This window comes from sulfur-oxidizing endosymbiont of Gigantopelta aegis (assembly GCF_016097415.1).
GTDB lineage: Bacteria > Pseudomonadota > Gammaproteobacteria > GRL18 > GRL18 > GRL18.
Genome location: NZ_JAEHGE010000001.1, coordinates 3,582,857 through 3,595,700, shown reverse-complemented (window position 1 = coordinate 3,595,700; position 12,844 = coordinate 3,582,857). Strand labels below are relative to the sequence as shown.

Annotated in this window: 13 protein-coding genes, 2 tRNA genes, 2 rRNA genes and 2 pseudogenes; 9 read left to right on the top strand and 10 right to left on the bottom strand. The window is 42.1% G+C overall.

Annotated elements, in window-relative coordinates:
• The first annotated feature begins 53 nt into the window (after positions 1-53).
• Complete coding sequence (locus JEU79_RS26805; RefSeq protein WP_246540129.1) at positions 54-458, top strand: IS66 family transposase; 405 nt, start codon at positions 54-56, stop codon at positions 456-458.
• Positions 365-1,543 carry an IS66 family transposase gene (gene tnpC, locus JEU79_RS18440; protein ID WP_343075016.1) on the top strand — a complete coding sequence of 393 codons (1,179 nt, stop codon included), beginning with the start codon at positions 365-367 and terminating at the stop codon, positions 1,541-1,543. Before JEU79_RS26805 ends, tnpC begins: the two co-directional genes overlap by 94 nt.
• A 4-nt stretch (positions 1,544-1,547) precedes the next feature.
• Here tnpC and JEU79_RS18435 read toward each other — a convergent pair whose 3' ends face one another.
• Positions 1,548-1,835 (bottom strand): TraC family protein, encoded by a 288-nt coding sequence (locus JEU79_RS18435; RefSeq protein ID WP_198265287.1) that lies wholly within the window; start codon positions 1,833-1,835, stop codon positions 1,548-1,550.
• Between the two features lie 52 nt (positions 1,836-1,887).
• On the opposite strand from JEU79_RS18435, the gene JEU79_RS18430 reads away from it, so the two are divergent.
• The 6 genes and pseudogenes from JEU79_RS18430 (at position 1,888) to JEU79_RS28820 (ending at position 5,593) form a co-directional block, all read left to right on the top strand.
• Positions 1,888-2,607, top strand: coding sequence for a hypothetical protein (locus JEU79_RS18430; RefSeq protein ID WP_198265286.1), 720 nt, complete (start codon positions 1,888-1,890; stop codon positions 2,605-2,607).
• Between the two features lie 218 nt (positions 2,608-2,825).
• Positions 2,826-3,182 carry a Mu transposase domain-containing protein gene (locus JEU79_RS18425; RefSeq protein ID WP_198265285.1) on the top strand — a complete coding sequence of 119 codons (357 nt, stop codon included), beginning with the start codon at positions 2,826-2,828 and terminating at the stop codon, positions 3,180-3,182.
• Positions 3,149-3,391, top strand: a complete 243-nt coding sequence (locus JEU79_RS18420; protein WP_198265284.1) for an ATP-binding protein — start codon at positions 3,149-3,151, stop codon at positions 3,389-3,391. Before JEU79_RS18425 ends, JEU79_RS18420 begins: the two co-directional genes overlap by 34 nt.
• Positions 3,357-3,629: an ATP-binding protein gene (locus JEU79_RS18415; RefSeq protein WP_198266070.1), complete on the top strand. Its 273-nt coding sequence runs from the start codon at positions 3,357-3,359 to the stop codon at positions 3,627-3,629. The genes JEU79_RS18420 and JEU79_RS18415 overlap by 35 nt, the downstream gene beginning before the upstream one ends.
• A 1,292-nt stretch (positions 3,630-4,921) precedes the next feature.
• Positions 4,922-5,177: pseudogene (locus JEU79_RS18410) on the top strand (transposase domain-containing protein); the annotation flags it as partial.
• A gap of 206 nt (positions 5,178-5,383) precedes the next feature.
• Positions 5,384-5,593 carry a tyrosine-type recombinase/integrase gene (locus JEU79_RS28820; protein ID WP_425511186.1) on the top strand — a complete coding sequence of 70 codons (210 nt, stop codon included), beginning with the start codon at positions 5,384-5,386 and terminating at the stop codon, positions 5,591-5,593.
• Between the two features lie 171 nt (positions 5,594-5,764).
• Here JEU79_RS28820 and JEU79_RS18400 read toward each other — a convergent pair.
• From JEU79_RS18400 to JEU79_RS28815, 6 genes and pseudogenes are all read right to left on the bottom strand, one after another.
• Positions 5,765-5,840: transfer RNA gene (locus tag JEU79_RS18400), tRNA-Thr, on the bottom strand.
• Between the two features lie 226 nt (positions 5,841-6,066).
• The gene (locus JEU79_RS18395) at positions 6,067-6,723 is read right to left on the bottom strand and encodes a hypothetical protein (protein ID WP_198265282.1); all 657 of its coding nucleotides are present in this window, start codon (positions 6,721-6,723) and stop codon (positions 6,067-6,069) included.
• Complete coding sequence (locus JEU79_RS18390; protein ID WP_198265281.1) at positions 6,720-6,890, bottom strand: hypothetical protein; 171 nt, start codon at positions 6,888-6,890, stop codon at positions 6,720-6,722. The genes JEU79_RS18395 and JEU79_RS18390 overlap by 4 nt, the downstream gene beginning before the upstream one ends.
• A gap of 68 nt (positions 6,891-6,958) precedes the next feature.
• Positions 6,959-7,500: pseudogene (locus tag JEU79_RS18385) on the bottom strand (type III pantothenate kinase).
• Positions 7,501-7,720: 220 nt separating this feature from the next.
• Positions 7,721-8,071 carry a hypothetical protein gene (locus JEU79_RS26800; protein WP_246540401.1) on the bottom strand — a complete coding sequence of 117 codons (351 nt, stop codon included), beginning with the start codon at positions 8,069-8,071 and terminating at the stop codon, positions 7,721-7,723.
• A complete protein-coding gene (locus tag JEU79_RS28815) occupies positions 7,966-8,268 on the bottom strand; it encodes a lipoate--protein ligase family protein (RefSeq protein WP_198265278.1) in 303 nt (100 codons plus the stop codon). Before JEU79_RS28815 ends, JEU79_RS26800 begins: the two co-directional genes overlap by 106 nt.
• On the opposite strand from JEU79_RS28815, the gene JEU79_RS25800 reads away from it, so the two are divergent.
• Positions 8,228-8,386, top strand: coding sequence for a hypothetical protein (locus JEU79_RS25800; RefSeq protein WP_214660658.1), 159 nt, complete (start codon positions 8,228-8,230; stop codon positions 8,384-8,386). The two genes, JEU79_RS28815 and JEU79_RS25800, sit on opposite strands and share 41 nt — an antisense overlap.
• 524 nt (positions 8,387-8,910) lie before the next feature.
• Here JEU79_RS25800 and rrf read toward each other — a convergent pair.
• From rrf to JEU79_RS18360, 3 genes are all read right to left on the bottom strand, one after another.
• Positions 8,911-9,025 (bottom strand): 5S ribosomal RNA (rrf, locus tag JEU79_RS18370).
• A gap of 219 nt (positions 9,026-9,244) precedes the next feature.
• Positions 9,245-12,131 (bottom strand): 23S ribosomal RNA (locus JEU79_RS18365).
• A 495-nt stretch (positions 12,132-12,626) separates the two neighbouring features.
• A tRNA-Ala gene (locus JEU79_RS18360) sits at positions 12,627-12,702 on the bottom strand.
• Positions 12,703-12,844: the final 142 nt, after the last annotated feature.

The following is a 12,844-nucleotide window of genomic DNA, read 5'->3' as shown; positions in this document are numbered from 1 at the left end:
TCCACAAAAACGACTCTATATTTTCCGCTTTTTCACACGCGGACAAGAATGAATTGTTGAGTGTCATTGAACAGAAAAACCAACGTATAAAAATACTGGAAGAAGCCCTTCGTCTGGCTCGTAGTAAACGCTTTGCACCCAGCAGTGAAAAAAGTGATGGTCAGGAACGCTTATTTGATGAAGCTGAGCAGGCGGCTGACGATGAGGGGCTCCCTGAACCTAAAACCACTTCGCCTAAGAAGAAAGAAAAAACAGGCAGGAAGCCTTTCTCAAAGACTATTCCAAGAGTCCCTGTCTTCATCGATCTGACAGATGAAGAAAAAGCCGGTGCCATTGAGGTTTTTACACTAAAGTCAGAGAAGAGCTGGATATCATTCCAGCTAAAGTCCAAATACTGGAATACTTCCAGGAAAAAGCCGTCTTTGCAGGCACCAATGACACAGACAGTCGTTCAATGAAAGCTGCGGTCATGCCAAAACATCCATTACCTAAATCAATGGGCAGTATTCACCTGATGGCACACATCATTATCTCAAAATATGCCGATGGTTTGCCTCTGTATCGAATGGAAGGCATATTATCACGCTATGGCGGCGATATAACCCGAGCCACCATGGCCAATTGGGCTATTAAACTGGCTCATCAGTTCCAGCCGCTCATCAACCTCATGCGAGAACATCAACTGTCGGGTGACATCATCCAAATGGATGAAACGGTGCTCAAAGTATTAAAAGAGCCGGGACTCAGTGCTCATTCGAACAAATACATGTGGGTCAGTCGTGGCGGGCCACCTGGACAACCCAGTGTGCTGTTTGAATACGATCCTTCTCGTAAGAAGGAAGTACCACTGCGCCTGCTTGATGGCTTTAGCGGCTATCTGCAAACCGATGGCTATGCCGGTTACAATGCCGTGTGTGCACAAAATAATGCCACATCGGTCGGCTGCTGGGATCACACTCGCCGTAAATTCAAAGATTCTCAGACGGCACAACCAAAGAAAAAGAGCAATCAAAAGCCTACAAAAGCCGATGTGGCACTGGCCCATATCAATAAGCTGTATTTAATTGAGCGTGAGATAAAAGAAGCCAGTGTTAATGAAAAATTTAAGGTTCGTCAGAAACAGAGCCTGCCGCTTCTTGAGAAAATAAGAACATGGGTCGATAACACCCTGGGCAAAGTGCCGAACGACAGCTTGACAGGAAAAGCACTCACCTATATTGATAATCAATGGCCTAAGCTGACTGTTTATTGTGAAGATGGTCGGTTGAATATCAGTAATGTGCTGGCAGAAAATGCTATCCGTCCATTCTGCGTGGGTAGAAAGGCCTGGTTATTTTCAGATACGCCAAAGGGTGCACATGCCAGTGCAGTTCATTATAGTTTTATTGAAACCGCTAAGGCCAATGATATTGAGCCATATGCGTATATGGTCTATGTATTAACCCAATTACCTTATGCGGATACGGTTGAAAAGCTGGAAGCATTGCTTCCCTGGAATTTTAAAAAATCAGAATTGGAAAAGGTAAAGAACGCTGTTCGTTAAGCGCTTACGAATCATCTTCCGTACCCACTGAGGCATTAATAATTCCTCCAAGGTGGTTGGCTATCACATCCTGTGGTTTGAAAATAATGGACATAGTGAAAATACTGCCTGCTGGCAAACGATCCATAAATGCAAAGTTAAAATCATTATGACTACGTTCAGCAGTCATGTGACCTGGTGTTGGTACTCGATTCAGCCGTTCAACCGTCAGAATACGATGGGGTATATCATCAAAATACCAGCATTGTTCATCATCTATTAGGCGACAATTAACTTGTCCGGTCGGCGACAACTAGCTTGGCCGGTTTGATACACTCCAGACACATTAATCGAGAAGGATTTTTATGTCTGGAAAATCAATTACCCAAGAACAGGTCAAGTTATACATGTCACATCGAAAACAACCGAATCACACTCAAGCTTCATCAGCAGCCAAAGCAGGATTTTCAGAAAGATCAGCGCGACGCATTGATACAGGTAAGCACCCCGGCGGCACCACACAGCCCAGACAGTACAAAACTCGAAAAGATCCCTTAAATGGTGCTTTTGAACAACATTTAGTGCCCTTACTTGAGATTGAGCCCAAACTACAGCCCATTACCTTATTAGAAGCACTGGAAGAGCTAGAACCCGGTCAATTTGACAACACTCACCTAAGAACACTGCAACGCCGAGTCAAACGCTGGCGTGCTCAGGAAGGACCGGAGCAAGAAGTTATTTTTCAACAAAAACACATTGCCGGTGATATGGGTATTTCAGATTACACCTGGGCTAATGAGCTTAAAATCACGATTGACGGAGAAGATTTTAAACACAAACTTTATCACTACCGATTGGTTTATAGTGGCTGGACTTATGTTCAAGTTGTCTTAGGTGGAGAGAGCTTTGAATCTCTTTCTTCAGGCTTACAGAATGCGCTATGGCAATCAGGCGGTGTCCCTGTAAGCCACCGAACCGATAGCCTAAGTGCTGCATTTAACAATCATTATGAACAAGAAAAGCTGACCGAGCGTTATGAAAAATTATGTCAATACTATGGTATAAAAAGCCACTCGAAACAATAAAGGCATTGCCCATGAAAATGGAGCCATTGAATCCCCTAATGGTCATTTAAAACGCCGAATCGAACAAAAGCTACTCCTTCGTGGCAGTCGAGATTTTACCGCCTTATTGGATTATGAAGCCTTTATTGATGACATCGTTCGCCAAATAAACATACGCTGTAAAACACGATTTAATGAAGAAAAAGCACACTTAAAACCGCTTCCCAGCCGCCGCACCAATGGCTTTAGTGATCTATGTTAAAGTCACCACAAGGAGTACCATTTCAGTTAAACGAGTCACTTATACCGTACCCTCCCGATTGATTGGTACCACGTTATTGATCCATATTTATGATCAACATTTAGATTGTTTCTATGGTCATGAATTGACCTTAAGTTTAAAGCGTATTTATGCACACCGCCATATCCGTTCGCGTTCAATCAATTATAAACATATCATTCACTCGTTAGCCAAAAGCCCAATGCCTTTAAATCATCGGCTTACCGAGATGATATTACCGTTTTTACTCAAAGAATTACGTTTAACGACCATGGTCAAACAATGGCAGCAGGTTTCACAAAAGCCATTGAATTAGATTGGGAGCCTGAATTATTTTTAGCCCATTTATGTGAATTAGAAACCAGTTACCGGCATGACAACAAATTAAAGCGCTTATTAAGAGAAAGCAAACTACCCATTGGTAAACAGTTATCACAGTATGACTTTAATGAAATAACCGGTGTGACAGCCCAACAGCTCAAACAAAAAAATCACTCAGTTAGACTGGCTCAGGCAAGGACATAATCTGCTTTTATTTGGTGCCAGTGGTCTGGGGAAAACGCATTTAGCCGCCGCTATTGGTTACGCACTCATCGAGCAATCAGTGCGGGTTAAATTCATGAGCAGCACTTCATTGGTGCAAATGCTTCAAAAGGCAAAAGAAGCGTTATCTCTGGAATTTGAACTGAAAAAGCTGGATAAATATGAGCTACTTATTCTTGATGATATTGATATAGTGCCAGGTACTATTTGTCAAAAATGAACCAATAGCTTGCTCATTACCTCAGTGAATACTATTTGACAATATGATTGCTGCACCGATATTCATCATGCGTCTAATCAAATTGCGACAGTTATCGCAAGCGATTGCTCATTACGCTCAAACCAGGCTTTCGTGCAAGTGCAAAAGCCGCACATCGGTCGCTTTTCGCCCTATCAAGTATCTTCACTGACAATAATCGATGACTCAGAATGAAACCGCTAATTGCGCAACCGGACAAGGTTTGACGCCAGACCCAAATCATGGCTCATCTATTTACTCCCTTTTAATGTGATTTATCCTGATGGTAAGCACCCTGAATTCAATAAGGTGATTATACATGTTGGATGAGGCTGTTTTTAACTATTAATAAAAATAACGAGGTTAAAACTAATGACTATTAAAGAGATGGTTCAATATTACCTATGCGCAAAGATCAATAATCCAAGAACTGAAGAGAATTATCTGTCAATTTCAAGACGATTTAATGAATGTTGCCCTCATTCATCTATTATTCAGGAAATTGATTTTATGCATATAAAAAAACCCAAGCCAACTGGAAAGATACAGTATTAGAACAGGCCAGTACGACAACATGGAATACTTACCTTCGTCATATGAAGGCTATTTTTAATTTTGCTTTAAAAAAAAAATAATCGATACCAACCCTTTTTGAAGATATTGCCTTTGCTCCCGTGCTTCAAAATAACTCAGAATGATCACCGGACAACAAATCAACTGGCTATTAGACGGCTATGATATCAGTGTCATGAAACCGCATAAGAAATTGCATTATGAGTCTGTATTTTAAGTATTTTTTAGTCTATTTTTTGTTATAATAAAGCCATGCAAAACAAGGCTGAATCCACAAAAACGACTCTATATTTTCCGCTTTTTCACACGCGGACAAGAATGAATTGTTGAGTGTCATTGAACAGAAAAACGAGGGGCTCCTGAACCTAAAACCACTTCGCCTAAGAAGAAAGAAAAACAGGCAGGAAGCCTTTCTCAAAGACTATTCCAAGAGTCCCTGTCTTCATCGATCTGACAGATGAAGAAAAAGCCGGTGCCATTGAGGTTTTTACACTAAAGTCAGAGAAGAGCTGGATATCATTCCAGCTAAAGTCCAAATACTGGAATACTTCCAGGAAAAGCCGTCTTTGCAGGCACCAATGACACAGACAGTCGTTCAATGAAAGCTGCGGTCATGCCAAAACATCCATTACCTAAATCAATGGGCAGTATTCACCTGATGGCACACATCATTATCTCAAAATATGCCGATGGTTTGCCTTGGTCGGTTGAATATCAGTAATGTGCTGGCAGAAAATGCTATCCGTCCATTCTGCGTGGGTAGAAAGGCCTGGTTATTTTCAGATACGCCAAAGGGTGCACATGCCAGTGCAGTTCATTATAGTTTTATTGAAACCGCTAAGGCCAATGATATTGAGCCATATGTATATGGTCTATGTATTAACCCAATTACCTTATGCGGATACGGTTGAAAAGCTGGAAGCATTGCTTCCTGGAATTTTAAAAAATCAGAATTGAAAAGGTAAAGAACGCTGTTCGTTAAGCGCTTACTGACATATTAATTGAAGACTTGACGTTTTTACTGAAGAAACACAAAGAAGTTGGTAATACAAAACGAACTGACCAGGTTTTTAATATCACAAGGTTCAACTCAAAATATCATGGATTAACTTGTAGCGTTGAACAAGTGAGTGGATTTTTAAAAGACTTAAAAAAATACGGGTATATCCGTATCCCCTCACCGGTTTCGCCATACCATGGCCTCAGAATTGGGTAATACCACCAATATTAATATATTAACTCTTTCAAATATACTAGGACACTCAGATCTGAGAGTGACTCGTCAGTATGTTGAGACTGATTTGGCACCACAAATGGAATTGATAAAAATATTAGAACAAAGCTTGACAAAAAGAATTAATCGCTCACAATAAGTGTAATGTATTCTGTTTTGTTAATTTTTTGAGTAGCGAATTGACTTTAGATTGGATTTTTAATTGGACATTAGATTGGATAATATATTGTAGAAGGATTGGGTTCTGACTTGATTTTAAAGTAATTTTTTAAAAGGTGAATTGATATCACTTTTTTAAAAATTAAGAATATGGTGCCGGCACCAAGAGTCGAACTCGGGACCTACTGATTACAAGTCAGTTGCTCTACCAACTGAGCTATACCGGCATATCGTTAAAACGTCTTAGGGACAAGACAGGGCGTATTATACAGAATCTGTTTGTGTGATCAACCTTTATTTTCACAGGCGATGGAGATAAGTTCTTTTTCTAAAACCAGCGTTTGATAAAAAGCCTGATCCTGTTTGTTTTTAAACAGCACCATGAGTTGATAAAGGCTGTTTTTATCATCGCTAATGGCTTCTATGGTGGTTGAAAAACCAATTCCAGCGGCTTTAGTCGCGACTTTTCAGCTGCCGATCTTTTTTGAACACGCCAAGAGCAATGGCATTTTTTCGTCCATCGATAGACATGACATAATGATCTTTTAGACCATTTTCGTCTAGCTGAGCCAATATTTCTTTAATTGCTTTTTTGTCTTTTAAAGGTGGAATATAAATACGATAGTATGTAATCGCTGAGGTGGTTTCGATACCAAAAGATAACTCATTTTGATATTGTGCTTCTAGTGTTAGTCTAACATCAGTCATTAAGTCTTTACTGAAGGGTCCCAATCGATAACATAAACTTCTTGGAAGCGTTGGGATGACTTGAGATACTTGATCACTATCAACGGGAGGTAATTCTTGGCTCCTTGTTTCAGCTAAGTTTTCTGCTTGGGTCTCACTCTCAGCTTGAGAGACATTTTTATCTAAATCGAGCGTTTCATTGTCAATGTCTACTAAATCAGCGGCTAAGTCTGACTGCTTTGGCAAGATTTTATCCTGAAGTTCTCTTAAGGCATTAGAGTCCATCTCATTGAGTAAGACTATTTGAGTTTTATCAAAATCATCCGTACTGGCAGTTTGTAGGTCGGATTTATCTACAAAAAATAGATTATTGACACCAAAGGCAATATTTACCAACACCGCAATGATAAACAACCACTTCATATACTATCCCTGCAAAATTTTTCTCTAGCCACGATCTTTAAACCTGCCAATATGAGTGCTTCTCTATAATGAAAGTGGTGGTAGGTAAGTGCTTGAATCTTCTCAGCATCGCCACCGGTGATAATACATTCAACACCTTCACCAAACTCTTCTTTTATCTCAGACACAATACGCTCGATATAGGCACTTAGTTGATACAGCGTACCACCTAAAATAGCATCCTGTGTATTGGTCGCTAAAAGGATGATGCATTATTATTGATGTTTTTACTGTTATTTTCAACTGAAGGTAAGTTATTTGCGTTCAAACCGAGAGAATCACGGGCTGTTTTAATGCCTGGAGTGATTAATCCGCCCAAGTGTACGCCAATATCTGTGACAACATCAATAGTAACAGCAGTGCCGCAATCAACGACACAGAGTGTTTTTTGAATTCTTCGCGTGCTGCAATCATGCCCACCCAGCGATCAGCCCCGAGTGTTCTTGGATTTGAATATAATGTCGTGAGACCGTATTTATCTTGTTCAACATGTACTAAATGTGCTTCAATTTGCCAAAGCTTATAAATCACATCAGAAATAATATGAAAATTAAGCGGGTTGGACACATTGCAAACTAATACTTTTGAGGGTGTATAGTCTTCTAGTTCATAAAATAAATCTTCATATAAATCCGTATAATCAATAATGTTATAACTTATGTCGTTTTTTATGTCATTATTATCCAGTTCTAATACTCGGGCTATTTTTAAACAACTATTACCCGCATCAATTAACACATAACTCACGTATTTTTTCTCACTTCTTTTTTAATATTTTCACACAGCATTCCTATGACTTTTGGCATAGATCAAAAAGATGTTTACACTTCAGATGTAGGATGTGGTGAGGAACGAACCGCATCAATGGTTTTAAATCTACGTCTTTGATGTGGTTCGTTCCTCACCACATCCTACCAATGGAAAGATAAATTGGCTTATTTGATCTGTCCTGACTTTTTTATCGAAACTTCAGCTGAATATATCTTATCTTGCTCTTTTTTTTGCTTGATCGTTTGATCAATAATGCCCCATCATTTGCCAATCCCTGGGCCATAGCAGTGTATGAGCCATGGCTATCGACTATAGTAATCGTTTCACCGTACAAATAATCATATTGATGCCATGTTCTTACAAAGTCATAGGCATTAAATTCGGATATCCTATTATAGGTTGCTATCAATTCGGATAGAAGCAAAGAAACAATTATGTTTCGATCAAAGCGTTTATTTTGATTAATACGTAGACTAGTCCACAATTGATCAATATCCTCGTTAGCATCCATATTAACATTGAGTCCGATACCAACCACATATACTGACTTTTTTCTGCATTAAAGCGACTTTCAACAAGAATTCCTGCTAATTTTTTACCCTCAAGGTAAATATCATTGGGCCATTTAATCTGACAAGCTTCAACACCTAGTTGTTTTAACGAACGACAAACTGCAACTGCTGTTATTAAAGGAATGAATTGTATATTCTGTGTTTGTTGTAGTTCAAATTGCATTGATAAGCAGATATTTGTCGCTAACGGTGAAAACCATTGTTTTCTCGTCTTCCCTGACCCGAAGATTGATATTCGCTTAAAAGCACTGAGTATTTTGCTATTTGGCTTTGTTGCGTGATTTGTTTATTGGTTGAATTGGTTTGATAGGTGATATTTAGTGGATTAATTGAGTTATTGATAGCCGTATCAAGATTATTGCGGAGCAATTTTTCTGATAGAGCAATGCACTCTTGTTTTATTCTATAGTTGTTAGCAGTTTGTTTAATACCTATATTTTTTGGCCAACAAGCTCTCGATTAAGCCTGTGTTTTTAGTATTAATAGCAACGGGTTCTTTGTTACAAAGTGCTTTAAATAGCTCATATTCTGAGTCTAGCTTGTTCATGAGGGGTATCTTACTAAAAATTATAAAACTAGCAAGATTATATTTGTTATATTTCATCTAGATTGATGCGCATCGTGCCTCAGCAGCATCCTACGTTTCAATAACTTGTACTTTAAGCGCAACGATACCTAACTATCAACCCTGCTTTTCTTTTAGTCTTTTTCTTGCATCTTTTCTTTCGCACAAAAAAAAGCCCTGAGTCGTGAGACTCAGGGGCTTCTTCTTAACTTGGCACTTTTCAGTGCAAGCCGTATTAAACCCTGGCAGTGACCTACTTTCGCATGGGAACTCCCAAACTATCATCGGCGATGACACGTTTCACTTCCGAGTTCGGGATGGGATCGGGTGGTTCCATGTCTCTATGGCCGCCAGGAAAGGCGGTGGAGTAAGAGGCTAGCTTGCGCTTCGCCCCTCGCTCGAATATTGGAAGTAAACTTCTCAGGCGGTTATCAAACCGCCCAACGCTGGTCGTTATCGTTACCCTTGGTACTCGGTAACAACCGTATCTTTGGGTATACGCTAAAGCCTTAATTCATTCTGTAGAATGTAATTCTCTCAAACAATCTCTTATTCGAAAGTACTTTTGCGATATATAGTCAAGACTCACGGGCAATTAGTATTGGTTAGCTTCATGCATTACTGCACTTCAACACCCAACCTATCAACGTCGTAGTCTTCAACGACCCTTTAGGACACTTAAAGTGTCAGGGAGAACTCATCTTGAGGCCTGCTTCACGCTTAGATGCTTTCAGCGTTTATCAGTTCGAACGTAGCTACCCGGCAATGCCACTGGCGTGACAACCGGAACACCAGAGGTTCGTCCACTCCGGTCCTCTCGTACTAGGAGCAGCTCCTCTCAATTCTCCAACGCCCACGGCGAATAGGGACCGAACTGTCTCACGACGTTCTAAACCCAGCTCGCGTACCACTTTAAATGGCGAACAGCCATACCCTTGGGACCGGCTACAGCCCCAGGATGTGATGAGCCGACATCGAGGTGCCAAACACCGCCGTCGATATGAACTCTTGGGCGGTATCAGCCTGTTATCCCCGGCGTACCTTTTATCCGTTGAGCGATGGCCCTTCCATACAGAACCACCGGATCACTAAAGCCTACTTTCGTACCTGCTCGACATGTCTGTCTCGCAGTCAAGCACCCTTATGCTTTTGCACAAACCTCCTGATTTCCGACCAGGATTAGGGTACCTTCGCGCTCCTCCGTTACTCTTTGGGAGGAGACCGCCCCAGTCAAACTACCCACCATACACTGTCCCCAACCCCGATAAGGGGTCTAGGTTAGAACCTCAAACATACCAGGCTGGTATTTCAAGTGTGGCTCCACCATAACTAGCGTCATGGTTTCAAAGCCTCCCAGCTATCCTACACAAGTAGGTTCAAAGTTCAGTGCAAAGCTGTAGTAAAGGTGCACGGGTCTTTCCGTCTAGCCGCGGGTATACTGCATCTTCACAGCAAGTTCAATTTCACTGAGTCTCGGGTTGAGACAGTGTGGCCATCGTTACGCCATTCGTGCAGGTCGGAACTTACCCGACAAGGAATTTCGCTACCTTAGGACCGTTATAGTTACGGCCGCCGTTTACCGGGGCTTCGATCAAGAGCTTCGCCGAAGCTAACCCCATCAATTAACCTTCCGGCACCGGGCAGGCGTCACACCCTATACTTCCACTTTCGTGTTCGCAGAGTGCTATGTTTTTAATAAACAGTCGCAGCCACCAGTTCACTGCAACCCTCCTCAGCTTACGCAGTAAATGCTTCACCATGGAGGGCACACCTTCTTCCGAAGTTACGGTGCTAATTTGCCTAGTTCCTTAACCCGAGTTCTCTCAAGCGCCTTAGAATTCTCATCCCACCCACCTGTGTCGGTTTGGGGTACGGTTCCTTATAACCTAAGCTTAGAGGATTTTCCTGGAAGCAGAGCATCTACCACTTCAACACCTTGGTGTCTCGTCATCACGTCTCGGCATAAAGCCACCCGGATTTTCCTAAGTGACATGCCTACCGGCTTAAACCTGGATAACCATCACCAGGCTGGTATAGCTTTCTCCGTCTCCCCATCGCAGTTATAAAAAGTACTGGAATATTAACCAGTTTCCCATCGACTACGCATCTCTGCCTCGCCTTAGGGGCCGACTCACCCTGCTCCGATTAACGTAGAGCAGGAAACCTTGGAGTTTTCGGCGAGGGGTCTTTCACCCCCTTTATCGTTACTTATGTCAGCATTCGCACTTCTGATACCTCCAGCATTCCTTACAGAACACCTTCATCAGCCTACAGAACGCTCCTCTACCATGCACACTATAAATAGCGGCATCCGCAGCTTCGGTATATTGCTTAGCCCCGGTAAATCTTCCGCGCAGGCCGACTCGACTAGTGAGCTATTACGCTTTCTTTAAAGGGTGGCTGCTTCTAAGCCAACCTCCTAGCTGTCTGGGCCTTCCCACATCGTTTCCCACTGAGCAATAATTTTGGGACCTTAGCTGGCGGTCTGGGTTGTTTCCCTCTCCACGACGGACGTTAGCACCCGCCGTGTGTCTCCCGTAATTGTACTTCCAGGTATTCGGAGTTTGCATCGGGTTGATAAGTCGGTATGACCCTCTAGCCGAAACAGTGCTCTACCCCCTGGAGTAAGATACGAGGCGCTACCTAAATAGCTTTCGAGGAGAACCAGCTATCTCCGAGCTTGATTAGCCTTTCACTCCTAACCACAAGTCATCCCCTCATTTTTCAACATAAGTGGGTTCGGTCCTCCAGTGCCTGTTACGGCACCTTCAACCTGCTCATGGCTGAATCGCTCGGTTTCGGGTCTAATACCAGCAACTTGCGCCCTATTAAGACTCGGTTTCCCTACGGCTCCCCTATTCGGTTAACCTTGCTACTGAAATTAAGTCGCTGACCCATTATACAAAAGGTACGCAGTCACAGAACAAAGTCTGCTCCCACTGCTTGTACGCACACGGTTTCAGGTCTATTTCACTCCCCTCTCCGGGGTTCTTTTCGCCTTTCCCTCACGGTACTGGTACACTATCGGTCGATAAGGAGTATTTAGCCTTGGAGGATGGTCCCCCATATTCAGACAGGATATCACGTGTCCCGCCCTACTCAGATTCATCTAATATGTGCTTTCGTGTACGAGGCTATCACTCTCTTTGGCTGACCTTCCCAAGTCATTCCACTAACACTTATTAAACTTTTGGGCTGTTCCGCGTTCGCTCGCCGCTACTGACGGAATCTCTATTGATTTCTTTTCCTAAGGGTACTTAGATGTTTCAGTTCCCCTCGTTTGCCTCAATATCCTATGTATTCAGATATTGATAACCAGCTTACACTGGCTGGGTTCCCCCATTCGGAAATCTCTGACTATAACGGATGTTTATCACCTTGTCAGAGCTTATCGCAGATTACCACGTCCTTATCGCCTCTTATCGCCTAGGCATCCACCGTATGCGCTTAATCTCTTGACTATATATCACAAAGTACTCTCGGCCTTTTGTTTGCTGCGACTCGCGTCGTTGCGTCGAAAATACCTGTCTCTCACTATTGCTAGTTAAGACTATGGATACATAAAGATCGCTTTTCGTAACTTTCTTCTAAGAATTCAACCACCAACTTGCGTCGGTGGCCTCGTTTTTAAGAACTACTTTTTCTACTATTGAACTTTAGCCAGTTGTTTCTTCTGTCCTCTTGCGAGCACTGTCAATACAACCAGCCATTGCTTGTAGACGCATACCCTCGGTAATTGTTTGTACTTGCTTGTTGGATAAAAAAACAGGCAAGCACAATGTATCACCTAAGATACATTTGCGTTGGTTTACTTCACTGATTTTTAAAGAGCACGATGACTTGTTGCCAAGTCTTCGTTCTAATCCATAAAAAATGGATTAACTATAAATACTGAATCTTACAATGTGTCAGTAACTATACTTAATCCGCCTTTGGATTTTGCTGAGTGTTAGTATTGGTGGAGCTAAGGAGGATCGAACTCCTGACCTCCTGCGTGCAAGGCAGGCGCTCTCCCAGCTGAGCTATAGCCCCAATAGACTAAGGCATTCCGACACCCCCGCAGTCACCTTAGTGGCTGCTTTAGAATCTCGGAATTTTATTCAGTTTGGATTGTTAGCCTTGTGTAGTGTGCATCGCACATGAGCAAGGCTAACAATTCAAAATGGATAAAATT

Excerpts from the sequence above, each read along its gene's own strand:
- JEU79_RS18430 (WP_198265286.1), top strand. The coding sequence starts at position 1,888 with ATGTCTGGAAAATCAATTACCCAAGAACAGGTCAAGTTATACATGTCA.
- JEU79_RS18425 (WP_198265285.1), top strand. The coding sequence starts at position 2,826 with ATGGCTTTAGTGATCTATGTTAAAGTCACCACAAGGAGTACCATTTCA.
- JEU79_RS18420 (WP_198265284.1), top strand. The coding sequence starts at position 3,149 with ATGGCAGCAGGTTTCACAAAAGCCATTGAATTAGATTGGGAGCCTGAA.
- JEU79_RS18395 (WP_198265282.1), bottom strand. The coding sequence starts at position 6,723 with ATGAAGTGGTTGTTTATCATTGCGGTGTTGGTAAATATTGCCTTTGGT.
- JEU79_RS25800 (WP_214660658.1), top strand. The coding sequence starts at position 8,228 with ATGAATTGTATATTCTGTGTTTGTTGTAGTTCAAATTGCATTGATAAG.
- JEU79_RS28815 (WP_198265278.1), bottom strand. The coding sequence starts at position 8,268 with ATGCAATTTGAACTACAACAAACACAGAATATACAATTCATTCCTTTA.